At 61.5% G+C, this 22,964-nt stretch carries 24 protein-coding genes and 1 riboswitch; of the genes, 10 read left to right on the top strand and 14 right to left on the bottom strand.

Going from position 1 to position 22,964, the window contains the following annotated elements:
- Positions 1-4 precede the first annotated feature (4 nt).
- Complete coding sequence (locus tag ACQK2G_RS17455; RefSeq protein ID WP_425406316.1) at positions 5-457, top strand: molybdenum cofactor biosynthesis protein MoaE; 453 nt, start codon at positions 5-7, stop codon at positions 455-457.
- Positions 458-467: 10 nt separating this feature from the next.
- Positions 468-1,727: a D-alanyl-D-alanine carboxypeptidase gene (locus ACQK2G_RS17450; RefSeq protein ID WP_425406315.1), complete on the top strand. Its 1,260-nt coding sequence runs from the start codon at positions 468-470 to the stop codon at positions 1,725-1,727.
- Here the strand turns inward: ACQK2G_RS17450 and ltnD are convergent, their stop codons facing one another.
- A complete protein-coding gene (ltnD, locus tag ACQK2G_RS17445; protein WP_425406314.1) occupies positions 1,728-2,630 on the bottom strand; it encodes an L-threonate dehydrogenase in 903 nt (300 codons plus the stop codon).
- A gap of 196 nt (positions 2,631-2,826) precedes the next feature.
- Between ltnD and ACQK2G_RS17440 the strand changes: the two genes are divergently transcribed.
- Both ACQK2G_RS17440 and ACQK2G_RS17435 read left to right on the top strand, forming a co-directional pair.
- A complete protein-coding gene (locus ACQK2G_RS17440) occupies positions 2,827-3,111 on the top strand; it encodes a nuclear transport factor 2 family protein (protein WP_425406313.1) in 285 nt (94 codons plus the stop codon).
- The gene (locus tag ACQK2G_RS17435) at positions 3,047-3,199 is read left to right on the top strand and encodes a nuclear transport factor 2 family protein (RefSeq protein WP_425407660.1); all 153 of its coding nucleotides are present in this window, start codon (positions 3,047-3,049) and stop codon (positions 3,197-3,199) included. Before ACQK2G_RS17440 ends, ACQK2G_RS17435 begins: the two co-directional genes overlap by 65 nt.
- A 6-nt stretch (positions 3,200-3,205) precedes the next feature.
- Here the strand turns inward: ACQK2G_RS17435 and bluB are convergent, their stop codons facing one another.
- Together bluB and ACQK2G_RS17425 are read right to left on the bottom strand one after the other, a co-directional pair.
- Positions 3,206-3,946, bottom strand: a complete 741-nt coding sequence (bluB, locus tag ACQK2G_RS17430; protein WP_425406312.1) for a 5,6-dimethylbenzimidazole synthase — start codon at positions 3,944-3,946, stop codon at positions 3,206-3,208.
- A gap of 16 nt (positions 3,947-3,962) precedes the next feature.
- Positions 3,963-4,168: riboswitch (cobalamin riboswitch) on the bottom strand.
- A 42-nt stretch (positions 4,169-4,210) separates the two neighbouring features.
- Entirely contained in the window at positions 4,211-4,981 is a 771-nt protein-coding gene (locus tag ACQK2G_RS17425) for a pyrroline-5-carboxylate reductase family protein (protein ID WP_425406311.1), read from the bottom strand.
- Between the two features lie 121 nt (positions 4,982-5,102).
- On the opposite strand from ACQK2G_RS17425, the gene ACQK2G_RS17420 reads away from it, so the two are divergent.
- Positions 5,103-6,848: a cobalamin-dependent protein gene (locus ACQK2G_RS17420; protein ID WP_425406310.1), complete on the top strand. Its 1,746-nt coding sequence runs from the start codon at positions 5,103-5,105 to the stop codon at positions 6,846-6,848.
- Between the two features lie 7 nt (positions 6,849-6,855).
- On the opposite strand, the gene ACQK2G_RS17415 is transcribed toward ACQK2G_RS17420, so the two are convergent.
- Both ACQK2G_RS17415 and ACQK2G_RS17410 read right to left on the bottom strand, forming a co-directional pair.
- Entirely contained in the window at positions 6,856-7,629 is a 774-nt protein-coding gene (locus ACQK2G_RS17415) for an MBL fold metallo-hydrolase (protein WP_425406309.1), read from the bottom strand.
- A gap of 31 nt (positions 7,630-7,660) precedes the next feature.
- Positions 7,661-8,569: a branched-chain amino acid aminotransferase gene (locus tag ACQK2G_RS17410; protein WP_425406308.1), complete on the bottom strand. Its 909-nt coding sequence runs from the start codon at positions 8,567-8,569 to the stop codon at positions 7,661-7,663.
- Positions 8,570-8,803: 234 nt separating this feature from the next.
- Between ACQK2G_RS17410 and ACQK2G_RS17405 the strand changes: the two genes are divergently transcribed.
- Genes ACQK2G_RS17405 through ACQK2G_RS17395 form a run of 3 tightly spaced genes read left to right on the top strand, consistent with a single transcriptional unit; the run spans position 8,804 to position 11,419 of the window.
- Positions 8,804-9,349, top strand: a complete 546-nt coding sequence (locus ACQK2G_RS17405; protein ID WP_425406307.1) for a MarR family winged helix-turn-helix transcriptional regulator — start codon at positions 8,804-8,806, stop codon at positions 9,347-9,349.
- 45 nt (positions 9,350-9,394) lie between these two features.
- Positions 9,395-10,090, top strand: coding sequence for a response regulator (locus tag ACQK2G_RS17400; protein ID WP_425406306.1), 696 nt, complete (start codon positions 9,395-9,397; stop codon positions 10,088-10,090).
- A 12-nt stretch (positions 10,091-10,102) separates the two neighbouring features.
- The gene (locus tag ACQK2G_RS17395) at positions 10,103-11,419 is read left to right on the top strand and encodes an ATP-binding protein (protein ID WP_425406305.1); all 1,317 of its coding nucleotides are present in this window, start codon (positions 10,103-10,105) and stop codon (positions 11,417-11,419) included.
- A 9-nt stretch (positions 11,420-11,428) separates the two neighbouring features.
- Here ACQK2G_RS17395 and ACQK2G_RS17390 read toward each other — a convergent pair whose 3' ends face one another.
- The 3 genes from ACQK2G_RS17390 to ACQK2G_RS17380 form a co-directional block, all read right to left on the bottom strand.
- Positions 11,429-11,764, bottom strand: a complete 336-nt coding sequence (locus tag ACQK2G_RS17390) for a tRNA-binding protein (RefSeq protein WP_425406304.1) — start codon at positions 11,762-11,764, stop codon at positions 11,429-11,431.
- Between the two features lie 180 nt (positions 11,765-11,944).
- Complete coding sequence (locus ACQK2G_RS17385) at positions 11,945-12,448, bottom strand: phasin family protein (RefSeq protein ID WP_425406303.1); 504 nt, start codon at positions 12,446-12,448, stop codon at positions 11,945-11,947.
- 215 nt (positions 12,449-12,663) lie between these two features.
- On the bottom strand, positions 12,664-13,278 hold the full coding sequence (locus tag ACQK2G_RS17380) for a hypothetical protein (RefSeq protein ID WP_425406302.1): 615 nt from the start codon (positions 13,276-13,278) through the stop codon (positions 12,664-12,666).
- A 196-nt stretch (positions 13,279-13,474) separates the two neighbouring features.
- On the opposite strand from ACQK2G_RS17380, the gene ACQK2G_RS17375 reads away from it, so the two are divergent.
- Entirely contained in the window at positions 13,475-15,463 is a 1,989-nt protein-coding gene (locus tag ACQK2G_RS17375; protein WP_425406301.1) for a methyl-accepting chemotaxis protein, read from the top strand.
- 27 nt (positions 15,464-15,490) lie between these two features.
- Here ACQK2G_RS17375 and ACQK2G_RS17370 read toward each other — a convergent pair whose 3' ends face one another.
- From ACQK2G_RS17370 to ACQK2G_RS17345, 6 genes are all read right to left on the bottom strand, one after another.
- Positions 15,491-16,054, bottom strand: coding sequence for an MltR family transcriptional regulator (locus ACQK2G_RS17370; RefSeq protein ID WP_425406300.1), 564 nt, complete (start codon positions 16,052-16,054; stop codon positions 15,491-15,493).
- 89 nt (positions 16,055-16,143) lie between these two features.
- Complete coding sequence (gene proC, locus ACQK2G_RS17365) at positions 16,144-16,965, bottom strand: pyrroline-5-carboxylate reductase (protein ID WP_425406299.1); 822 nt, start codon at positions 16,963-16,965, stop codon at positions 16,144-16,146.
- A gap of 92 nt (positions 16,966-17,057) precedes the next feature.
- A complete protein-coding gene (locus tag ACQK2G_RS17360) occupies positions 17,058-17,561 on the bottom strand; it encodes a YbjN domain-containing protein (protein WP_425406298.1) in 504 nt (167 codons plus the stop codon).
- A 334-nt stretch (positions 17,562-17,895) separates the two neighbouring features.
- Complete coding sequence (locus tag ACQK2G_RS17355) at positions 17,896-18,219, bottom strand: accessory factor UbiK family protein (protein WP_425406297.1); 324 nt, start codon at positions 18,217-18,219, stop codon at positions 17,896-17,898.
- A 154-nt stretch (positions 18,220-18,373) separates the two neighbouring features.
- Positions 18,374-19,915: a trimethylamine methyltransferase family protein gene (locus ACQK2G_RS17350; RefSeq protein ID WP_425406296.1), complete on the bottom strand. Its 1,542-nt coding sequence runs from the start codon at positions 19,913-19,915 to the stop codon at positions 18,374-18,376.
- 89 nt (positions 19,916-20,004) lie between these two features.
- Positions 20,005-20,634 (bottom strand): TetR/AcrR family transcriptional regulator, encoded by a 630-nt coding sequence (locus ACQK2G_RS17345; protein ID WP_425406295.1) that lies wholly within the window; start codon positions 20,632-20,634, stop codon positions 20,005-20,007.
- 126 nt (positions 20,635-20,760) lie between these two features.
- On the opposite strand from ACQK2G_RS17345, the gene ACQK2G_RS17340 reads away from it, so the two are divergent.
- Positions 20,761-22,878 carry an FAD-dependent oxidoreductase gene (locus ACQK2G_RS17340; protein WP_425406294.1) on the top strand — a complete coding sequence of 706 codons (2,118 nt, stop codon included), beginning with the start codon at positions 20,761-20,763 and terminating at the stop codon, positions 22,876-22,878.
- Positions 22,879-22,964: the final 86 nt, after the last annotated feature.

Below are 22,964 nucleotides of genomic sequence, written 5' to 3'. Positions count from 1 at the left end.
CTTCATGGCGGTACGCGTCCAGCGTGAGGAATTCGATGTCGGCGCCGAATTGAAGGCGTTGACCAAGGGTAATCCGCAAATCGGGGGATTATGCGCCTTTACAGGCCTGGTCCGTGACGTGAACGATGGAAAGTCGGTCTCGACCCTCACCCTGGAACACTATCCCGGCATGACCGAAAAGATGCTGGAACGGATTGAGGCGGAAGCGAACGAACGCTGGGACCTGGAAGCCAGCCTCATCATCCACCGCTACGGCACCATGAACCCGGAAGAGGTCATCGTCCTGACCGCAGCCGCCAGCAGCCATCGCGGCGATGCCTTTGCGGCCTGCCAATTCATGATGGACTATCTGAAAACTGAGGCGCCTTTCTGGAAGGTCGAAGATACTGGCGACGGTACCCGCTGGGTCGACAGCCGCGACAGCGACCGCGACGCGCGGGAGCGTTGGAAGGGGTAGGGAACTCATTTTGCCGGCGCGATTTCCCAAATGGCGGCTTGTTGCCCTGATCGCTGTCCAGATGCTCTCCGCTTGCGCGCAAACGTCGCCGCAGGACGTTAGCCCTCCACCCATTTCCATTGCCTGGCATACGGTACATACCTCGTTCGAACAGGAAATCGGCACCGACTCCGAGCGTTCGGTGCTGCCTGCCTCAACCACCAAACTGGTCACGGCGCTGGCGGTGTTGGACCAGCTGCCGCCGGACCGGACCTTTGTCACACGGGTGTGCCGGAACGGGGAGACGGTTGCCCTGATCGGCGGGGGCAATCCGGCATTCGATGTGGAGGATCTGTTTGGCCTCGCGCTGACGGCGCGGGTGGCGATGGCTGATGCCACGGCGCTGACTTATGCGCCTGTGGAGACAACAGGATCGATTCAGCCGAAACAACCGGGATCAGCCGCGTACAATCCGCGCCTTGCAGTCTTGATGGTGGCCGAAGGCGCCTACCGGGGGCACCGGACGGAGTATGGGACGGGTTGGACCGTGCCGCCGGACGCGCCGATGCCCGCCGAACCGGGAACAGATTGGTACGCCCATCCCGACCCGCCGCGCCAAGCGGCGGATCTGTTCCGTGCCTATGCGTCCGGGCTGGGCATCGACCTGCCGACACCGTCGCCGGGGAATGCGCGTTGCGACGGGGAGATCGCGCGGCATGAAAGCGCGCCGGTCACGGATCTAGTGCGGGAAATGCTATGGACCTCCAGCAATCCGATGGCGGAAATGCTGGGGCGGTTGGCGTTGGGCGCGCACGACCCTTCCGTATGGCTTGCGGCGGAACATCCCGGTATCGGCGGTTTCGCTCTGACCAATTTTTCCGGCCTGGATGCGGAAGCGCGTCTGACGCCGCGTGCCGTGGCCCTTCTGCTCGCTTCGGAATCGGGCCGCACCGTCGATGGTCAACCCTTCCCGGCCATGCTGACCCCCGCGGGTTGGGACGGGGGCTTGAAACGGCGGATGCTGGACCCGCCGCTTGCGCTCAACTTCTGGGGCAAGACCGGAACCATGCATTATGGCGCGGGATTGGCGGGCTATATGCTGGTTCCGGGCAAGGGCATGCATGCGGTCGCGGTCTATGCGTTTGATGAGGAAGCGCGGGCGGCCTATGACGCGGTCGTGCTGAACCCGCCGGAGGAGATGGAGGCCGCGGCCGGGGTTTGGCGCCGCAGGGCCCGGGCCGAAATCGACCGGACCCTCCTTGAGATCTACAAGGCGCTGTTGGCCGGTTGATCACATGCCGGGCAGTTTGATCCCGGCTTTTTCGGCCAGCAGTTTTGCGACGGCTGCGTCGTCCTCCCGGCCCAACCCCTTGGCGCTGGCTTCCTTGAACAGATCTAGCGCGGTTTCGGTCAACGGCGTGGGGCAGGCAGCCGCGCCCGCTTCCGAAGAGACAACGCCCAGATCCTTGACGAAAATGTCGACTGCGGAATGCGGGGTGTAGTCGCCGTTCACGATATGCGGGCCGCGATTGCCGAACATCCAGGAATTGCCCGCGCTTTCCGAGATGACGTCGAAGACGGTCTGCAAATCCAGCCCGACCGCCTTGGCCAGCGTCATCGCTTCCGCCGTCGCAGCGATATGGACGCCGGCCAGCAACTGGTTGATCATTTTCACCTGGCTGCCGATTCCGACCGCTTCACCCAACCGGAAGATCTTGGCGGAGATGGCGTCCAGCGCCGGGGCGGCCTTGTCGAAGGCTGCCGGCGCGCCGGAGCCCATGATGCTCATTTCCCCGGCCAGCGCCTTGATTGAGCCGCCGGAAACCGGCGCGTCGATGACCAGCATGCCCATACCGTCTAGCTTCTCCGCCAGGGCGATGGTGGCGCTGGGCGGCATGGTCACGCAGAGTGCGAAGACCGTCCCGGGACGGGCGGCGGCGGCCGCGCCGTTATCGCCGAACAGCACTGTTTCGGCCTGAGCCGCGTTGACGACAAAGACGAAAACGACATCCGCATCACCGGCCGCGCCCGCCGGTGTCGTGGCGGTTGCGCCGCCCTCGGCCTTGAACTTGTCCAGCACCTCGGCCCGCACATCGACGCCTGTTGTTGGAATGCCGGCACGCAGCAAGGAAACCGCCGCCCCCCAGCCCATGGATCCCAATCCGATCACTGCCGCCTGCATGCTTCCCGCCATGGTCTGTTTCCTTCGTTCCTGTCCGGTTTGCTCGTGTTTTCTTCGGCACATGGCCGTTTGTCGAACAGAGTCCTCAATCCTGGCGATATGAGCAATAGCCTTGATGCCGCGGGCGTCTATAGTCTTGCCGGAACGCGTTTGGCCGGCCCCGGTCCGCCAAACGGCACGTGAAACCGTTTTCGGTCAGGAGGAAGTGATGATCCCGGATTTCGACGGCGTGACGGAAACCCTGAAGACCTATTTCGACGGCCTGTATCACAGTGATACCGAGATGCTGGGCCGCGTGTTTCACCCGCAGGCGCGTTACGTTTGCGCGATCGGTGATGAACTGGTGAACTTGGGCATGGAAGAGTATTTCCCGGTCGTCGATAAAACGCGAACCGCCGGCCGCGCGTGGAGAGGCACGGCGGGATGCGATCCAGTCTATCGAATTCGCCGGGCCGAAAACCGCCTTCGCCCGCGTCAATTGCGCGATCGGTGAGCGATACTTCACGGACTTTCTGACGCTTATCCGAACCGAAGATGGTTGGCGCATTATCGCCAAGGTCTTCCACTACGATATTGTCTAGGGACCATCATCCACCCCAGCGGTTCTCGAAGATCAGTTCCTTCAGGTCCAAGCGCTTGCGCCAGCCCCTGGCTTCCAGTTCGGGGGCGGCGAAGAGTTCCTTCACATGGCCCAGGCAGAGATACGCGACCGGGACGACAGAATCGGGCAGGCCCAGCAGGTTGCGGATGTCATCATCGTTGAAGATGCTGACCCAGCCGGTTCCGATTCCTTCCGCCCGCGCGGCCAGCACTAAATTCTGGACCGCGCAGACGGTGCTGTAGAGGTCGGTATCGCGGTTGTGGGTGCGGCCCAACACAACCTTGCCGCCGCGGCTGCGGTCGCAGGTGACGCACAGGTTGAGGGGCGCGTCGGTGATCCCCTCCAATTTCAGGGCGGAATAGAGCGCCGCGCGCTCCTCCTCGAACATCGCGGCGGCTTCCGCATTCGCCTTTTCGAAGATGGCCTTGGCGCGCGCTTTCACGGACGGATCGCGGATCAGGATGAAGTTCCAGGGCTGCATGAAACCGACCGACGGGGCGTGGTGCGCTGCCAGCAGAATACGCTCCAGCACCGCATCGTCGATCGGATCCGGCAGGAACTGGCCGCGTACGTCACGCCGGGTGAAGATCGCGCGATAGACGGCGTCTCTTTCCGCTTCGGGAAAGGGGCTGGCCTCAACCAGGCGGTGGTCATCCATGTTCGGCAGGGTGGCGGACAAAGGGTTTTGCTGCATCTTCGAGGCCCCTTCGATGCAAAACCGTCCCATGCCGCCGTCCGCGCGACAGGGATTATGATGTCCGGCCGGTCTTCTGACTTCGGGTTCACCGGCCTGCGGCGCCTTCCCGGCCTTACCCGTGGTATCACGGATGGGCCAGTGGCCTTGCCGCGCCTCCCCCTTACAGCGTTGGGCACGTCGCGGATTTCCACCGCGTTCCCGATTCTCCCGCCCCGCAGGAACGGTTTGGGCACCGGACGGTTCAAGCTAACGGCCGTTCGTGCCGATGCGCAAGAACGCTTTGCGGGCCCCTACTCAGTTTTTCGACAGCCGTTCGATCACCGCCTGGCAGGCACCCGTCCAGGCTTCGCTGACGTGGTGGTTTTCAAGATGGTTCAACCCCAGTTCCGTGATGCCGCCCGGTGTGGCGAGATGGTGCAGCAACTCTTCCATGGGTTCGTCGCTGGCGGCGACGGTTTGGCCGGCGGCGGAAAAAATCCCAGCGGATAATTGTCGCGCGGTGTCGGGCGAGAGACCCTGGCTGCTGGACCAATCGGCCGAAACCTGGATCAGCTTCTGCACCCATCCATAGACGGCGGCACTGACCGTTGCCGTCTCGAAATGCTGCTCGCCGGATAGCGGGATGACCGGGCCCAGGTGTGCGATCAGGTCTTCAATCCTGGGGGCGGAGGGATAACAGACGGTGGGGCTTGCCCCGATCTCCGCCGCGGTGACCGGCATGACGCGGATGATGCGCGGGGCCTGTGCGCGGGCGGCGAGCGCGGCGATCGGGACGCCGGCGCAGGCCGAAACCAGGAACTTATCCTTCCGCCAGGGAAGGCCGTCGACGGCATCGGCGGCATTCGCGGGGCGTACCGCAAGAAAGACGATGTCGCAGGCGTCGACCAAAGCGGCATTCGATGCGGCGACCTCGATACCTGTCTCGTTTGAAATGGTTTTCGACTGACCACGCGGCGACAGCAGCAGGCGCTCCGCCGGCAGGCCGGATTTCAGGAAGCCGGAAATCAGGCAGCGGGCCAGATGGCCGACGCCGATGAAACCGATCCGTTGGGTCGATGCATGCATGATCGCCACCCTGTGTTTCGGAAGTGAAAATCGAGAAGGAGACGCGACCCTAAAACGCGGAAAAGGTCTTGTCGATTTGTTGCTGGTTGTTTGGGTGAGATGACCCTTGGATACTGACCCCATGAAACACCCGTCCCGCAGTGACCTCGTTCCTGACAGTCTGACACCCAGCGCCGATTTGCTGGCGCGCGGTCGCGCCCTGGCCGAGAACACGCCGTTCAGACCCAGCCGTTTCATGCGGGAAGCCGATATTGCGTCGGAGGCGGCCTACAAGGCTGCGGCGGCGGGCCGGATCATGCAGCATGCCCATATCGGTTTCCGGAATCTGGACCGGACGCTCGATGCCATGCGCGAGGTCCATGACAAATGCGCCGAACTGGGCGTTACTGTCGACCGGTTCGGCATCACGCTTGACTGGTCCATGGGCTATCCGGAAGCGATGCGTGCCGACGCGCCGCGCGGCACGGGGATCGTATTGACGGGGCCAGGCGACTTCCGCCGGATCACCGAGGCCGTGCCGGCGGCGACCCATTTCGGGGATTTCATGCTGGGCCTGCCGGGCGCGCTGGAGAATACCCGGGCGGCCATAGAGGCCGGAGCCACCGCCCTCGGCAACCTGGGTCAGTACTTCACCTTCCGCCTGCCCGGTTGGGACGACGATGTCGCGACGACGGAAGCGACCGTCACCGCCCTCGGTCTGATCGCTGCGCAGGACACCGAGATCCTGGTCCATTCGAACCTGGATGACGGCTTCGCCGGTCTGTTTCTGGATATGTGCTGCAGCCTGGGCATGGTGCTGGTCGAGAAGCATATCGTCGAAACGCTGATCGGCGCGCGGCTCTCCCATTGTTATGGGCACCACTTCTCCGACCCGCTGTCGCGGATGGCCTTCCACGCGGCGCTGACCCGCGTGACCGATACGCCGGGCACGATGATTTTCGGCAATACGGTCTCCTACCAATCGACGGAGGCCGGCAATTACGCCAGCCTCGCCAACTATCTGCTGGCGGATATCGTGGCCCAGCGCCGCTGGCCGTCCGGCCATGCAATCAACCCGGTGCCGGTGACCGAGAATGTCCGTATTCCGGATGTTGAGGAAATCATCGACGCCCAGACCTTCGCTCATCGCCTCGCCGCCCATGCCCCGGCCTATGAAAAACTGATCGACTGGGCCCAGGTCGAAGCCATGGCGGACCGCATGGTCGAGGGCGGCCGGATCTTCGCCGCGAACCTCATGAACGGGTTGCAGGAGATCGGCGTCGACACAGCCGACCCGGCGCAAATGATGCTGGTGATCCGCCGCTTCGGGCCGAAACGGCTGGAGGCCGCCTTCGGCCCCGGCCAGGGGGAAGCGGCAGAATGCGCCCCCCTGATCCTGGCGGAGTGGGCGCGGGAGCTGGACGAGAAGGCCGCCGATTGGGTCGAGGACCATGCGGCGGATGCCGCCCACATCGCCCGGCGCGGGCTGAAGGCCTGCATCGGCACCAGCGACGTTCACGAACACGGCAAGTATCTGGTTGAGAAGGCGCTGACGGGCCTGGGTGTCGAGATCGTGGATGGCGGCGTTTCCGTCGACCCGGATGTTCTGGTGGACCGCGCTCTGGCGGGCAAGGCGGATCTCATCGCCGTCTCCACCTATAACGGCGTCGCGCGCAGCTATACGGAACAGGTCCTGAAAACCGCCAAGGCGCGCGGCGCTGCTCTGCCGGTCATTGTCGGCGGCCGGCTGAACGAAATTCGGAAGGACTCAAACTCAGATCTTCCGGTGGATGTGACGCGCGAGTTGGTCGATATGGGTGCCGTGCCCTGTAACGGCCTGGATGACGTCATCGATGTTCTGAAGACGCTTACCGAAACCGGCGTCTGAGGGGGATTCAGATGTCCCGTCGTTTCAGATAATCGTCGATCAGTTGCAGTAACCGCTCGCGGCCGAAGCTGGGATCGTGGCCGGCATGGACGACACGGACCGGCAGGTCGCGGAGGCGCTTCATGCTGGTGATGTAATCGGCGATGTTGGAATCGGAAAAGCCGTCCAGCAAAGGGCCGTCATAGATGCAGTCGCCGGAAAAGAAGACGCCGGTCGCTTCTTCCCATAAGCCGATCGAGCCGGGAGAATGCCCCGGAATGTGCAGGATTTGAAACTGCCGGTCACCCAGGTCGACCACATCGCCGTCCTCGACGACACGAGTCGCCACGGTCCCTTGTAAGGCATAAACGCCCGGGTCGTAGTCCGCATGCGGCAGGGCGTCGATATAACACTGGCCCATCTCGCAGTGATATCCGGAATCGGCAAGTTGCCGGACGAGATCCTCGCTGGTCAGATACAGGCCCTTGTCCCAATAGGGCTCGGCCAGATCCTTTTCTTCCAGCCGATGAACGAGGCATTCGTCGAATTCGTGGTGGGAGCCGACATGGTCGATATGGGCGTGGGTGGCCGCCGCCAAAACCGGCTTGTCGATCAGGTGTCGGGTGGCGTCGCGGAGCGAGACGACGCCCATCCCGGTATCGACGATCATGTCCCGGTCGCGCCCGCGGACATGCCATATATTGCACCGCATGAGCGGTATGACATGGGGTTCCCAAATATGGGTTATGTCGTCGTCCAGCCGCTTGAAATCAAACCATCGATCGGCGACTTCAAGCGGCATGGCGACTGGCCCTCCCTGAACTTCGGGCCATTTATGCGGCGCTGGTGCTGACCAGTGCCGCCCGGTTGTCGGTGCGGCGCACCTCGTGGTCATAGGCGCCCATCAGGGTCTGGCTCAACTGGCCGGGCGTGAACTTGTACTGCCCGATTTCGGAAATCGGGGTGACCTCGACGGCGGTGCCGGTCAGGAAGGCTTCCGTCGCGTTGGCCATTTCTTCCGGCTGGATGTGCCGCTCGATTACCTCGATCCCCTCGCGTTTCGCCAGGTCGATCACCGTGCGGCGGGTGATGCCGTCCAGGAAGCAGTCCGGCGTCGGTGTGTGCAGCTTGCCATCCATCAGGAAGAAGATGTTCGCGCCGGTCGCTTCGGCGACGAGGCCGCGATAGTCCATCATCAGCGCGTCGTTGTAACCGGCCGCTTCCGCCTTGTGCTTGCTGAGCGTGCAGATCATGTAGAGGCCCGCCGCCTTGCTGGCCGTCGGCGCCGTGGTCGGCGCGGGGCGCTGCCAATCGGAAATCTGCATCCGAAGGCCCTTCATACGGGCTTCGGGCGAGAAGTAGGACGGCCATTCCCAGGCCGCGATGGCAACGTTGATGCGGGTGCTCTGGGCGGAAACCCCCATCATTTCGGACCCGCGCCAGGCAATCGGGCGGACATAGCCGTCGACGATGTTGTTCGCTTTGACGACCGCGTTGCAGGCGGCGTCGATTTCCTCGACCGTATAGGGAACCTTGAAGTCAAGCAGTTCGCCGGACCGGATCAGACGCTGTGAATGCTCGGTCAGTTTGAAAATGTTGCCGCCATAGACGCGCTCGCCCTCGAAAACGGCAGACGCGTAGTGCAGCGCGTGGGACAGGACATGGACCTGGCTGTCACGCCACGGCTTCATTTCCCCGTTGTACCAGATGTATCCATCGCGATCGTCGAATGTCGGCGACATTTTGTGCTCCACAAATCTCTCGTCCCGTCGGTGATTTTTCGCGCCGATCGGGGACTCGTTTCCCGCCCATTTCGAACACCGTTGAACGGTATCCAAGGATTACCCAAGAACGAAAGGACCTAACCCAAGAACCTGATTCTGTGGTAAGAACCTTTCTTAAGAGTGCTTCAGAAAGTCACAAAGTAACAATCGAAGTGGTTGCGCGGTGTATCAGTGTCATGCATATAAGTCAACATGGCTGACATAAATTCTCCAAACCGCCCCGCGCTGCCCGCAACGGGGCCGTCGCCCGCCAAGCCCGGCGCAAACCCTCTTTTCCTGCGGGAAGAGGAACTGCGTCAGGGTATAGAGATGCTGTTCTTCGGGTATCGGGACTTCATTTCGGAACCCGACCGCATCCTGGCCGACCGGGGTTTGGGCCGTGCCCATCACCGTGTGATCTATTTCGTCGGCCGCTATCCAGGCTCGACCGTTTCCTCTTTGTTGTCGATCCTGCAGATCACCAAGCAAAGCTTGAGCCGCGTGTTGAGCCAGTTGGTCGAAGAGGGCTACATTGTTCAGCGCCAGGGAACGTCGGATCGGCGCCAGCGGCTTCTGACCCTGACGGACAAGGGCCGCGCCTTGGAGGAACAGCTGACCGAAACCCAGCGCCAGAGGCTGGCACGCGCCTATCGTCAGGCCGGGGCCGAGGCGGTAGAGGGGTTCCGCAAGGTGATGCTCGGCATCATGTCGGACGAGGAAGACAGATCGCGTTTCGGCGTGACGAAACGGCGGCCCTAAAGGTTTGGTTCCGGCTGTGCCGGTGCAAGAGACGGTTGATGCGACATGAGCAACATGGTGGATGCGGCGCATATTCTGGTTGTCGATGACGACACGCGCCTGCGCGACCTGTTGCAGCGGTTCCTGACCGAAGAGGGGTTCCGCGTTACCTCCGCCGCGGATACGGACGAGGCGCGCTCGAAACTGGGTTCCTTCCAATTCGACCTGTTGATCGTGGATGTGATGCTGCCCGGCGAAAGCGGCCTTGAATTCACCCGGTCGGTAAGGGCCTCCGATCAGATCCCGATCCTGATGCTGACCGCGATGGGAGAAACGGAATCCCGCATCGACGGATTGGAGGCCGGGGCGGACGATTATTTGTCCAAACCGTTCGAGCCGCGGGAACTGGTTTTGCGGATCCACTCTATCCTGCGCCGCACGCCGACCGCACAGGTGCCGGCAGGCCCGATGATGGTGGCCATGGGGGATGTGCTGTTCGATGTCGGCAGGCAGATACTGAGCAGGGCCGACAAGCCGATGCGCCTAACCTCGACCGAGGCGCAACTGCTGACGGCGCTTGCGCGCGAACCGGGCCGGATCATGAGCCGCGAGGAATTGTGCGCGCTGTGCGATATCAACGGCGGCGATCGGACGATCGACGTTCAGGTGACCCGCTTGCGCCGCAAGATAGAGCCCGATACGCGCATTCCCCGTTATCTGCACACGGTGCGGGGCCGCGGCTATGTGCTGCGGCCTGATTGACGGGTAGTCGCGGTGGAACGGATCCAGCTGAAAAATTTCCTGCCGCGGACGCTGTACGGCCGCGCGCTTCTGATCATCATTTCCCCGTTGATCCTGCTGCAGATCGTTTCGACCTGGATCTTCTACGACCGCCATTGGGATTCCATCACTTGGCGGCTGGTCAGCGGCATCTCCGGTGATATCGCCCTGGTCTTGGATCGCATGTACGAAGCGCCGGACAAGACGCAGGAGCTGTTCGATAGCGCGCGGATGAATATGGGGTTGGAGTTCATCACACGACCCGGAGAGATTCTGCCGAACGAGCCGGCGGAGGATGCAGACGGATTGATCCACAGCCTGCTGGCCAAGGCGCTGGGTGAAAGGGTGAAACGTCCGTTCCGCATCGACAGTCGGTCCTATCGCCAGGAGGTCGTCGTCGACGTCCAACTGGCCGATGGCGTGTTGCGGGTTATCGTGCCGGGAAACCGTGTGTTCAGTTCGTCGACCTACATTTTCATCATGTGGATGGTCGGCACGTCGCTGGTCCTTTTCGCGGTTGCCTCGGTCTTCATGCGCAATCAGGTTCGGCCGATCCGTCGGCTGGCGAATGCGGTGGATAGTTTCGGGAAGGGGCGCGAAGCCGATGCCGACGTGAAACCCGAAGGCGCCTTGGAAGTTCGCCAGGCAACACAGGCCTTCAACCTGATGAGCGAACGGATCCGGCGTCAGGTACGGCAGCGCACCGACATGCTGTCCGGTGTGAGCCACGACTTGCGCACGCCCCTGACCCGCATGAAGCTCCAACTGGCCATGCTCGGGAAGGACCCGGAGATCGCCGAATTGAAGGAAAACGTCTCCGAGATGGAGAAGATGATCGAGGGGTACCTCACCTTCGCGCGCGGGGAGGGGGGCGAACAGTCCCTTGAGACCGATCTCACCGAAATGGTCTCCGATATCGGGGATCAATGGAAACGCGACGGTGCGTCAATCGATACGCATGTGGAGGGAAGGATCGTCACCTGGGTGAAGCCGGATGCCTTCAAACGCTGTATCGACAACCTGATCGCCAACGCCAACCGCTACGCGGACAACATCTGGGTGCGGGCCGGACGCCGCGGAGACGCGATCGAGGTCACCGTGGACGATGACGGGCCGGGTATTCCCGAAGACCAGCGCGAAGACGCCTTCCGTCCCTTCGTCCGGCTGGACCGGTCACGCAATCCGCAAACCGGCGGCACCGGGTTGGGTTTGTCGATTGCCCGGGACATCGCGCGTGTCCATGGCGGTGAACTGTTCCTGGAAGACTCCCCGCATGGCGGATTGCGGGCGCGGATTCGCCTGCCGCTCTGAGGTAATCCGTCAGTGCAGTCTTTGGCCGTTCGGCACCTTCTGGTCCGGCGCGATCAGGACAACTTCGCCGGCATCGTCTGCAAATCCCAGAACCAGACATTCCGACATGAACTTGCCGATCTGTTTGGCCGGAAAGTTGACGACGGCTGCGACCTGTCTGCCGGTCAGGCTTTCGGGCGTGTAATGGGCGGTCACTTGGGCGGAGGTCTTGCGCTCGCCGATTTCCGGGCCGAAATCGATCCACATCTTGATCGCGGGTTTTCGCGCCTCGGGATAGGGCTCCGCCTTGATCACGGTGCCGACGCGGATATCGACTTTCAGGAAATCGTCGAAGGAAATGCTCATCGGTGTCTCCCCAGCTCTGGCATCCATCGTGCCCGGTTGGTTAGCAGGCGGAACCAGGAGTGAAAAGAGCAAGAGAGAGGGCCGGGCGGCAATAACAAAACCGCCCCGGTCCCGATGACCGAGGCGGTTTCAAAATCAACGTCCTACGGCTTTTCGGCCGGAAGCCAGCTTTTTGCGAGCTTACTTCTTCGCTTTCGCGATCGTGGACTTCACTTCTTCCAGGCTTTCGGTCAGGCGATGGTTCAGGATATCGAACGCTTCACCCTGGGACTTCGCGAGCATCTCGCTCAGTTCCTTCATGTTGCCGACCGCTTCTTCGATCGACGTCTTGACCGCGTCCAGGTTGCGGGCAGCCTGATCTTCCGGAGCCGAACCGACATTGGAGCCGGCTTCCTGAGCCAGCGCGTTCGCTTCGTCGACGATTTCCTTCAGGATCTCACCCTGGCGCTTGATGACAGCCTGCATACCTTCAACCGCGGTTTTATTCGCGGCGGCAATGGCTTCCATGTTCTTGCGCTGGGCAGCAATCATGCCCTGAACGTCCAGACCCGGCGCCTTCAGGTTATTGAAGACATCCGCCAGATCCTTGTTCAGGAACGGGTTCTTCGTCGGGTCCAGGAAGGGGTTGTTCTTCGGGTCAAAGAACGGGTTGCTGCTGAAGTCGAAAAAAGAGGTCTGGGTCATCGTCATTCTCCGGGCGTGTGAGATGTCGTTTTCTATTGGTGCCTAAGCGACGTTTCTAATTTTGCGTCGCACAATAGGGCTCATATAGGCAAATAGCGCACCGCGTCAAGGCAAATTGTGCACTGCAAAAAGACATGCCGGTTGCCCGAAGGGCACTTTCCGCCAAGACAAGGCTGTAATTGCCCGGCAACGCTGGCGATTCCATTGGCGTTAATTTAACGCGTTGCGGTTGTTTCCTCGCGGCGCATGGTTGTTGCAATCGCCTCGGCACGGGCCAGTGCCTTGTCCAAGGCCGCCATCGTTTTCGACATGTCCGGACTGTCATCCGTAAGCCAAGCCCGGACGGCGAATAACCATACCACAATCAGGCCTTTAGTGGAGAAAAGTCCGCATACTCCGTTTCCGCCGGCGCCGACGGCGGCCAGCATCCAGGACATGGATTGTTTGAGGCCGCGGGCCCAGACCAGCGCGGCGATCGGATCCCGGGGCAGATCGCGGCTTAGCCGACGCAACGCGTCCTTGTAGGGAAGCAGCGCGTCGAAACGCCGCATCAGGATATCGAAGAGCCGATCGCGGGGTGTTTCCTCGTCATCCGGCGGACCGGTGTCGGCCAGCACCTGTTCGTCGATGCGCCGCTGAAAGGCGGTCAGCAGATCGGTCTTGTTCCAGTATTGCCGGCTGAATTCGTCGAGCGGCATGCCGGCAGCTTCCGCGACATCGGGCAGACTGACACCGCGCCAGCCGCGTTCAGCCAGCAGGGTCATGAAAGCGGCGACCGGGTCGGGTCGCTGCTTCTTCGCGCGGGACGATTTTTTCGATGCCTTTGCCATAGCCTTAATGTGGCACGGATTGCTTTCGCGGCAAGGGGAGAACGCCAGGGCGCGATCCCCCCATATGGAAGTTCATCGGTGGTTTGCTCGCTCGCGGCCGACATCTTTCGGTGCAGTTTTATGCGGCATTAGTAATGTATTAGGTATTTAGCATTAATGCTGAACAAAGGGGTACTTGGTTCAGGACGATGTTACGATGCTAGGCTTTCTCAAAATCAATAGTATCGGTGGGCGCCTCGCCTTAGCGCTGGTCTTGCTGGCGGTTCTTGCTGTTGCGATTACGACAGTCGCCAATGTCATGGTCGCGCGCGACATGACCGAACGCGCCTTCGACCAACGTTTGTCGAGCCTCCGCTCCCAACTCGTTGACGAAATTGCCGCCGAAGCGCATAGGGCTTTGTCTATGGCGAATACGGTCGCGGGCAATACGGCGGCACAGGAAGCCTTTGCCGCGCAGGACCGCGATCAATTGGCGCAGTATTACGTGTCAGGCTTCGATCATTTGAAGAAGGCCGAAGACGTCAGGCAGTTCCAGTTCCATCTGCCCCCGGCAACGTCGTTCCTACGCGTTCATAAGCCCGAGAAATTCGGCGATGATCTGTCCTCGTTCCGGCACACGGTGGTCAAGGTGAACGAGACTCGGCAACCGATTTCCGGCCTGGAGCGCGGTGTGGCCGGCCTGGGTATGCGGGGCGTCGTTCCCGTATTTCACGCAGGGGCCCATATAGGCTCCGTCGAATTCGGACTATCGTTCGGACAGCCTTTCTTCGACCGGTTTACGGAACGATCAGGCGCAAAAGCCGCACTTTATGTGTTGCGCGACAGTGCCATCGAAAAATTCTCCAGCACTTTCCCTGAGAGTCAGGTCTTCGAAGACGGCATGCTTCGGTCTGCCGCCGGTGCGGCTGAGCCGACCGTCCTGCCGACAGTTGCGGTCGATGATGTCGCCCATGCAGTCATGCTGACCCCGATAACGGATTTCAGCGGCGCGGTGATCGGCGTTGCCGCCATCGGTTTCGATCGCAGTGCATTGGACAGTGCCGTGACGACCGGTAACCTCATTTCGCTTGGGATCGGCATTGCCGTCTTGCTGCTCGCTCTGGCTGTGGCGGCGATTCTGAACCGATCAATTGCGCGGCCCGTTGCCAAACTTACCGCGGTCATGCGCGATTTGGCCTCCGGCGATACTGGCGTCGACATTCCGGGCCGAGACCGGCAGGACGAGCTCGGCGCCATGGCTGACGCGGTCCAGGTATTCAAGGATAGCGCCATCGAGAAAACCCGTCTTGAGGCGGAACAGGCCGAGAATGAACGGCGGGCCGAAGAAGAGAAGAAACGCGCCATGCGCGAGATGGCAGACCGGTTCGATCAGGAAGTCGGCTCCATCGTCAATATGGTGCAGTCGGCGGCGTCGGAATTGTTGAACACATCTGGCCAGCTGAACGCGGCTGTGGAGCAGTCGGAGAGCCAGACGGAGGTTGCGTCGGGCGGCGCCGATCAGGCATCGCAAAGCGTCCAGACGGTTGCCGCTGCCGCTGAGGAGCTTTCCGCCGCGGTACAGGAAGTAAACGGTCAGATCAACGCCTGTGCACACCGACTTCAATCGGCCGTCGACAGTGCCAGGGACGCGGAAACACTGATGGAGGATTTGGCGAAAGCCGTCGCCCAGATCGACGAAGTGGTTACTCAGATTTCCGACGTTGCTGAACAGACCAATCTTCTGGCGCTTAACGCGACGATCGAATCCGCCCGCGCGGGCGAGGCGGGCAAGGGATTTGCCGTCGTCGCCAACGAGGTGAAGTCCTTGGCGACTGCGACTCGGACCATGACCGACAATATCGTTGCGCAGTTGAACTCCGTGAAACAGGCTTCCGCAAAAGCCGTCGAGTCTACGCGGGGTATTGTCGCCAATGTGAACGAGATCAGCGGCACGACGACGGCGATCGCTGGTGCGATCGAGGAACAGACTTCCAGCACGGTCGAAATCAGCCGCAGCGCGCAGGAAGCTGCCGGCGGGACGCATGCCGTTACCGAAAGCCTCGGCACGGTTAGGGATGCGGCCGGTAGAACCGCCTCCGCATCGGGCAGTGTCGGAAATGCCGCGAACCAATTGGCGGATCAGGCGGATGCCCTGCGAAGCGCGGTAAACACGTTCCTGAATCAGGTCCGGTCGTCACAAACCTGACCCGATCCCAACGTGTTGACCGTTTGTCTAACCCTCTCTCGGGGTCCAGGTTCCATCCTGCCAGTCGCCGGCGGATTCCGTGTGGTTGCCGCGCCAAAACGCGATCAGGAACAGTTTTACCGCCTGGATGAACCGGTCTCGCGGGGTGGCGTCCGGCGGTAGCGGGGCGGGGCGGCGGCATTCGGCCGGCAGGCCCTCGTCCGGGATTTCGGGATAGGCGGGAGCGTCCGCGATGGCGATCTTGTCGCAAAGGGCATGGATCGCGTGCGAGTTGAAGTGCAGCGGTTCGACCTGATGCGCGAACCGGTTTCGAATATCGGCCACCAGGGTCAAATCATCCCGCAAGGGGGCGTCGATCAGTCCCATCAGGTAGGCGAGATGCGCCTTTGCCTCGAACGGGCCCAAGGGGCCTGAATGCTTGAGCAGCATGTTCGTTTCGCGCTCGTCATCGACCAACCGAAGCGAGATCGCCTTTACCAAGTCCTTCTCGACGACGGAGGTCGCGACGATCACGGTGGCCCGATCGGATTTCGTTTGCTCGATTTCCGCAATCGCCTTGCGGTGTGCGTCGCAGGTGAGCAGCCAGGTCATCTCATGCTTCCAAGCCGGTTTGCCCTGCCCTTCGGGTTTTCGGGGGCTGATCTGGGCAGGCTTCGTGGAACGCGCGTGGCACGGATCCGTCAGCCCGCCAGTTCGCGGCCCCGTTTCGCGGCGGCGGCGACAGCCTTGGTCATCAAAGGCTGCAGACCGTCATCCGCCATCAGGACGTCCAGCGCCGCCTGCGTCGTTCCGTTCGGACTTGTCACGTTTCGGCGAAGCTGGTCGGGTGCATCGTCGCTCTGCCGGGCCAGATGGCCGGCTCCTGCGACGGTTTGCAGGGCCAGGCGCGCGGCGAGGTCTTCCGGTAATCCGGCGTCGACGCCGGCCTTCGCCATGCATTCGATCATTAGGAAAACATAGGCCGGACCGCTGCCCGACACCCCGGTGACCGCGTCCATCAAAGCTTCGTCATCGATCGTGGCCGTCTCGCCGACCGCCTGCAGCAGGGCGTCCGCCTCTGCGATCTGTTGTGCACTTGCCTTGGCGTTTGGACAGATCACGGTGATGCCCTGGCCGACCGCGGCCGGTGTGTTCGGCATGGCGCGGACGATCGAGGCATCGATCCCCAAATGGGTTTCGAAGAACCCGATCGTGGTTCCCGCCGCAACGGAAATGAAAAGACAATCAGGTTGGGCGAATTTGGTATAGGCGCCGACCACCGCCGACATTGCCTGCGGCTTGACGGCGAGGACGATGACTTGCGGCGACAGGTCGGCCGGTAATTCATCGGCGGAGGGAACGACGGTGACGCCCGGCCGACTCGCGAAGGCGTCGGCACCGAACGGTTCGACGACGAAGACGCCTGCGGCGGTAATCCCGCTGGCAAGCCAGCCTTCCAGCATTGCGCCGCCCATTTTCCCGCATCCGACCAGCAGCAGCGGGCGTTTGAGTTTCTCAGCCATTTACCCCTCCCTACGCAACAATACTACATCAGCGGCTGGACTCTAGGTCCAACCGGCCAATGCGCAAGCATAGAAACGTGTGAGGTGCGCGCTTATGCCTCGCCCTGGCAGTCCAGCAAGGCGGCGCTGACGGCTTCTTCCGGGGAATGTCCACCCCAGATCAGGAACTGGAAGGCGGGGAAGAAGCGTTCACATTCGGCGAGCGCGATATCCATCATGTCTTCCAGCGTTTCCACCGAAACATGGCTCAACCCGCGGGTCGGAATCGTGTGGCGATAGGTCGGCGACCCGTCCTCGCTGCACAAATCGAAATGTCCCATCCACATGCGCTGGTTGATCATCGCCAGCAAGTCATTGATCCGCGTGCGGTTTTCCTGCGGGATCTTCATGTCGAAGGAACAGGTGAAATAAAGCGCGTGCATGTCTTCGCGCCAAACGAAGAACAAACGATAGTCGCACCAGCCGCCGGTCGTCTCGACCAGAATTTCGTCTTCGCCCGGCCGCTCGAAAGGCCATTCGTTTTCGGTGAACATCGCTTCCAGGATGTCCAAGGGATTGGGGAAGCCGACTTCGCCAAAAACAAGCGCTGTATCCATAGTTGGACGTCCCCCTCGACGCAAAAAACAAGCCGCAGCGTAGCTGCCCAATATATAGGTGAGAGCGCCAGATCTTGTGATCTCTTGCCCGCCCCGACACCACGGTTAGAGTGCCATGCAGGATTCAAGCGCCGCAAGAGCGTGAAAATCGGCTTCGCTAACCCTGTGTAATAAAAGCCTTTTCGATTCCTAGAGACTCAAAGCTGGGAATCGGGGTTAGCGCTTTTTTAACAAAGTGATTTGCGGCCCCTTTTCGGCGGCCAAAATAACCTGTGGAGTCAGAGGCTTCCGGAAAATTTCCGCGCGCCTATCCACGGCGTCGGACGGGAAATATTCAGCTTTCCTTGGCTGAGGTTTTGCCGGATTTCGCGGCCGAGGATTTCCGCGGAGCGGCCTTTCGGGCGGTCGATTTTCCGGCCAGCGCCGCTTCCAGGGCCGCAACGCGCGCTTCCAGCTTTTCCTGTTCGGCGCGTGCATTGGCGGCAACTTCCTTCACCGCCTCGAACTCGTCCCGCGGCACAAGGTCCATATCGGCCAGGATGCGTTCCATCCGATGTTTGACCAGGGCTTCGACTTCGTCCCGGACGCCGGACAACGCGCCGGCCGCGCCGCTGGCGACGCGGGCGATGTCGTCAAAGAGTCTACCGGTGGTCTGCATGGGTTCCTCCTGGAATCCTGGTACGTTGGCGAAGGGTTTCGACCCATCCGTCTTTAACCGAGATGGTTTTTCGGGCGGGTGGGATCAAGGCCGCGCAATATGCCGTGCGCGGAACCGCGGGTCCAGTAGTCAGAGGGACGCAGATGCGTTCCGGTCAGCCGGTTCGGCCGTGGACCTCGAATTTGCGCCGATCGCGATAGTCGCGCAGGGCCTCGTCGATCGCGGGATCGATCGGCGGCTGTTCGTATTCCGAGAGCAATTGTTTCCAGATTGTGTTCGCCCGCTGTTCGGCCGTGATCGAACCGTCCTGCTTCCAGGTATCGAAGTTGTCCCAGTTCGAAACCAGCGGCGCATAAAAGGCGGATTCGTAACGCTCCAGCGTATGCGCCGTGCCGAAGTAATGACCGGCGGGACCAACATCGCGGACAGCTTCCATCGCCAGGGTTTCCCGATCGACTTCCATAGGCTTGTTATAGGCGGCCATCATTTGCAGCATTTCCGCATCCAGGATCAGTTTCTCGAAGGATGCTGTCAGTCCGCCGCCGAGCCAGCCGGCCGCGTGCATGATGAGATTGGCGCCGCCGCTCATCGCGCCCCATAGGGCCATCATGCTTTCGTAGGCGGCTTGGGCATCTGTGGTGTTCGCGGTGGTCACGTTGCTGGATCGGAAGGGAAGGTTCAGCCGGCGGGCCAACTGGCCGGATGCCTGTGCCGCTTGCACATATTCCGGTGTCCCGAAGGCGGGCGACCCCGTCTTCATATCCACGTTCGACGTGAACCCGCCATAGACCACCGGCGCGCCGGGTCGGACAATTTGGGTCAGGGCGATGCCGGCCAGGGCTTCGGCATGCTGCTGGGCAAGCGCGCCGGCCAGGGTGACCGGCGCCATCGCACCGGACAGGGTGAAGGGCGTGATCACGGCGGCCTGGCCGTGTTCGGCCATGGTGATCAGCCCCTCTGCCATTGGAATGTCCAGTTGCAGGGGCGAGTTTGTGTTGATGACGCCGGTGAAGACCGGCTTCTCCCTCAGTCCCTCTAGATCCGTTTCCAGCATGATGGCCGCCATTTCCAGGCAATCCATTGTCTGTCGTGCGCCGATGTTCCAGGGCATCCAGTTCTTGTCCAACAGCGTGGCCTGGGCATAGAGCAGGTCCAGGTGGCGAGTCTCCGCCGGCAGGTCCAGGGCCTCGAAACCGCCGCCGCCTTCCTGATGCAGAACGTTCAGGCTCTGAACCAGGCGGATGAAGTTGCACATCTCCTCGTAAGTGCCGCGGCGGCGCCCGTTCTCCAGATCCATGCAATAGACCGGACCACCGGTCACCGAGAAGACCGCGTTGTTCCCGCCAATGATGAGGTTGCGGTCGGGATTTCGTGCGTGGAGCGGGAAGGTGGGCGGGGCCGACGCGATCGCCTGTTCTATCCCTTGCCGATCGAACCGGACCATTTCCGATGAGTCGTCAACGGTGAAACCCGCTGATTTGTAGAGCGCCCGCGCGTCTGCGCTCAGCACTTTCATGCCGATCTCTTCGAGGATCGTCAGCGCCGTATCGTGAATGGCCTCAACCGCATCCGCGCTGAGGAACTCCGTCGGTGGTGTGGCATAGGTGACCGGCGACCAGGCGCTTTGCGTGATCGACCCGGCGACTCGAACCGGCCGTTCGCTGCGATTTCGCCTGTTGGACTGTCTTTTTCTCACCGCTGGACCCTCGTCGCATATCATTACTGTACAAGTGTACAATAACCAGCGCAACGGCGCAATCGACGGTTTACAAAGACAAACTCAATTCAGGTCCCGGAAGGGGCCACGGCATCTAGAAAGGTCCAGGCGCTCTTCATGCCCAATTCGCGGTTCATGGCGATCGGGTTGACCGCAATTTCATACCAGATGCCCGACAGCATGACGCAAAACACTTCGTTGAGGGCGTCGATGTTTTCCTCGATGCCGCGTGACTTCAAATAGGCTTCCAGATACGGACGGGCCCGGGCTCGGTCCTTTTCCGAGAAAGCCAGCATCTCGGTCTTCAGGTCGACTTCACCCCGGGCCAGGGCCCAGAAGGAAATATACGCGCCGGCAACTTCGTCGCGGGTCCATTTGTCCGAGAAATAGAGGTCGAGATAATCCTGCAGATCCTGTTTCGGTTTACCGCCGCGCTTTTCTGCCAGGGCGACGAAGTCCTTGTCGGTCATCTCCGCCAGCCAACGGTAGGTCTCCAGCAGCAGATCCGCCCAGCTGTTGAAGAAATAGGTCAGCAGGCTCGGCGCGATGCCCATGTCGCGGGCGACCTGGCGCAGGCTGCATTTTTGCGGTCCATGCGCTGCCAGGGCGTTGATCGTTCCCAGAATAATTTCCCGCCGGCGCTGCTCTGGGGATAGTCGCTTGCCCTGCGGTTCCGCTGTGGCGTTCTGCTGCGTCATTGTTCCTGCCTGTTTTCGTTTGGCGTGCTCGGCTTGCTCGTGATATTGTACATGTGTCCAATAGCGCTGCCCCAAATATTACAACGCTGGCAGAAAATCCCGTCCCTTTCCCGGAGTGTTCTCACCATGACGATCGACCATTGCGACGCCCGGTTCAAAACACTGTTCGATCCGGTGGCAATCGGCCCGGTCACGGCGCCGAACCGGTTCTATCAGGTACCCCATGCCAGCGGCGCCACCAATGCCAATCCCAGGGTGCGGGCCGGTCTGCGGGCCGTCAAGGCGGAGGGCGGCTGGGGCGTGATTTGCACGGGCGCCTGTTCCATTCATCCGTCCTGCGACGATGCGCCTTTGCCCTTCGCGACCCTGTGGGACGACGACGATATCCGCGCCCATGCCTTGATGACGGATGCGGTACACGAACATGGCGCCTTGGCCGGCGTGGAACTCTTTCACGGCGGCGGCGGTGTGTTGAACCGCCAAACGCGTCTCCCGGCTTTGACACCCTCGGGCAAGGGCTGGTCGTCCAATCATTCCGTCTTCATGTCTCCCGGCAGACCCCGCGGCATGGATGCTGCCGATCTGAAGGACTTGGTTCGATGGCAGGCGGCGGCCGCGAAACGCGCCAAGCAGGCCGGTTTCGACATTATTTATGTCTATGCCGGGATGGGCTATCTGCCGCACGAATTCCTGCTGCCCGAGTACAATGAGCGCAAGGATGCCTATGGCGGATCGATGGAAAACCGGGTCCGCATCATTCGGGAGATGCTGGAAGCAACGCGGGACGCGGTCGGCGACAATGTCGCCGTGGCCTTGCGCATCAGCCTGGAGGAATTGCTGACCCGTCCAGGCACGACGATGGAAACGGAGGCGCATGAAGCCGTCAGCCTTTTGAGCCCCCATACCGATCTATTCGACGTGAAGATGGATTCCAGCCCAACCGATTGCGGCCCGTCCCGCTTCGTGCCGGAAGCGTCGCATGAACGCATGGCCGGCTTTGTAAAATCCTGTACGGACAAACCGGTCGTCGGTGTCGGCCGGTTCACGTCGCCGGATACGATGGTCTCCCAGGTTCGCCGTGGTGTTCTGGACTTCATCGGCGCGGCGCGACCGTCGATCGCGGATCCGTTCCTGCCGCGAAAGATACGCGAGGGGCGGGAGGACGAGATCAGGGAATGCATCGGCTGCAACATGTGCATCGCCAATTGGCACGAGGGCGTCCTGGTCCGTTGCACGCAAAACCCCAGTTTCGGGGAAGAATGGCGCCGCGGCTGGCATCCTGAGAAGGTCAAACCGGCCGGCTCAAAGGATCGTGTCCTGATCGTCGGCGGTGGGCCCGCCGGGTTGGAATGTGCCCTGACACTCGGACGGCGGGGTTATGACGTCGCGGTTGCCGATGCCCGTGCGGAAATGGGCGGACGCGTTCTTTTCGAATCCGCCTTGCCGGGTTTGTCGGCCTGGCGACGGGTGATCGATTACAGGCTCGGCAGGCTCAAGGTCATGCCGAATGTGGAACTTTATCCGGGAAGCGAATTGGACGCTGCACAGATCCTGGAATTCGGTTTTGAGCGTGTTGTCCTTGCGACCGGTGCGGCCTGGGCGCCGGCTCTGTTCACGAAGATGGAAATCGCAGGGGAAGTATTGGATCATCCCAATGTCTTTACGCCCAGCGATCTCGCGGCCGGCGCGAGACCGGAAGGCCCGGTTGTCGTGCTGGATTACGACTTCCACGTCATGGGCGGCGTGTTGGCGGAACAGATCGCCGCTGCCGGCCAACCGGTTACCTATGTCACGCCGGCCGGCGGGGCGTCTGCCTGGACCATCAATGCCAACGAGCAAATCTATGTGCATCAACGGCTGCACGAAGTGGGCGTTCCGATCCGCACCCTTGAATGTGTCAGTGCCTTCGACGGGGCCGAGGCGACCCTGGGTGATATGCTGACCGATCGTGAAACACGGATTCCCTGTCGCTCGCTGGTGATTGTCGGTCTGCGACGACAGAATAGCGGCCTCTACGACGCGTTGGAGGACAGGCAGACGGATTGGGCCGATGCCGGCATTCGAACGGTTGAACGAACGGGCGATGCCCTGTCGCCGGGGGCGATCGCCCATGCCGTTTTTTATGGCCGCGCCACGGCGGAAGCGATGGACGGCCCCAGCTTCCTGACTTTCAGGCGCGACGGCCCATTCCACACGCCGCCTGAACGCAATGGCAATGCGATGATCGCCGCCATGGCGGTCTGACCCTGGACCTCCGCTCGGGGGAAAAGAAAAAGCCCGGCGACGTCGCCGGGCTTTTCCGTGATGGCGCCGGGAAGACCCGGCAAACC

The sequence above is a fragment of the Hwanghaeella sp. genome, assembly GCF_965227365.1.
Lineage (GTDB): Bacteria > Pseudomonadota > Alphaproteobacteria > UBA8366 > Aestuariispiraceae > Hwanghaeella.
Note: the sequence above shows the minus strand (reverse complement) of the source record. Positions and strands in the feature narration are given on the sequence as shown.

Bases quoted from the DNA above. Each gene is read 5' to 3' on its own strand.
- ACQK2G_RS17400 (WP_425406306.1), top strand. From the start codon at position 9,395: ATGAGCAACATGGTGGATGCGGCGCATATTCTGGTTGTCGATGACGAC.
- ACQK2G_RS17370 (WP_425406300.1), bottom strand. From the start codon at position 16,054: ATGACCTGGCTGCTCACCTGCGACGCACACCGCAAGGCGATTGCGGAA.
- bluB (WP_425406312.1), bottom strand. From the start codon at position 3,946: ATGGGACGGTTTTGCATCGAAGGGGCCTCGAAGATGCAGCAAAACCCT.
- ACQK2G_RS17345 (WP_425406295.1), bottom strand. From the start codon at position 20,634: ATGACGCAGCAGAACGCCACAGCGGAACCGCAGGGCAAGCGACTATCC.
- proC (WP_425406299.1), bottom strand. From the start codon at position 16,965: ATGGCTGAGAAACTCAAACGCCCGCTGCTGCTGGTCGGATGCGGGAAA.
- ACQK2G_RS17340 (WP_425406294.1), top strand. From the start codon at position 20,761: ATGACGATCGACCATTGCGACGCCCGGTTCAAAACACTGTTCGATCCG.
- ACQK2G_RS17420 (WP_425406310.1), top strand. From the start codon at position 5,103: ATGAAACACCCGTCCCGCAGTGACCTCGTTCCTGACAGTCTGACACCC.
- ACQK2G_RS17405 (WP_425406307.1), top strand. From the start codon at position 8,804: ATGGCTGACATAAATTCTCCAAACCGCCCCGCGCTGCCCGCAACGGGG.
- ACQK2G_RS17385 (WP_425406303.1), bottom strand. From the start codon at position 12,448: ATGACCCAGACCTCTTTTTTCGACTTCAGCAGCAACCCGTTCTTTGAC.
- ACQK2G_RS17375 (WP_425406301.1), top strand. From the start codon at position 13,475: ATGCTAGGCTTTCTCAAAATCAATAGTATCGGTGGGCGCCTCGCCTTA.
- ACQK2G_RS17425 (WP_425406311.1), bottom strand. From the start codon at position 4,981: ATGCATGCATCGACCCAACGGATCGGTTTCATCGGCGTCGGCCATCTG.
- ACQK2G_RS17390 (WP_425406304.1), bottom strand. From the start codon at position 11,764: ATGAGCATTTCCTTCGACGATTTCCTGAAAGTCGATATCCGCGTCGGC.
- ACQK2G_RS17380 (WP_425406302.1), bottom strand. From the start codon at position 13,278: ATGGCAAAGGCATCGAAAAAATCGTCCCGCGCGAAGAAGCAGCGACCC.
- ACQK2G_RS17410 (WP_425406308.1), bottom strand. From the start codon at position 8,569: ATGTCGCCGACATTCGACGATCGCGATGGATACATCTGGTACAACGGG.
- ACQK2G_RS17355 (WP_425406297.1), bottom strand. From the start codon at position 18,219: ATGCAGACCACCGGTAGACTCTTTGACGACATCGCCCGCGTCGCCAGC.
- ACQK2G_RS17440 (WP_425406313.1), top strand. From the start codon at position 2,827: ATGATCCCGGATTTCGACGGCGTGACGGAAACCCTGAAGACCTATTTC.
- ACQK2G_RS17360 (WP_425406298.1), bottom strand. From the start codon at position 17,561: ATGGATACAGCGCTTGTTTTTGGCGAAGTCGGCTTCCCCAATCCCTTG.
- ACQK2G_RS17415 (WP_425406309.1), bottom strand. From the start codon at position 7,629: ATGCCGCTTGAAGTCGCCGATCGATGGTTTGATTTCAAGCGGCTGGAC.
- ltnD (WP_425406314.1), bottom strand. From the start codon at position 2,630: ATGGCGGGAAGCATGCAGGCGGCAGTGATCGGATTGGGATCCATGGGC.
- ACQK2G_RS17455 (WP_425406316.1), top strand. From the start codon at position 5: ATGGCGGTACGCGTCCAGCGTGAGGAATTCGATGTCGGCGCCGAATTG.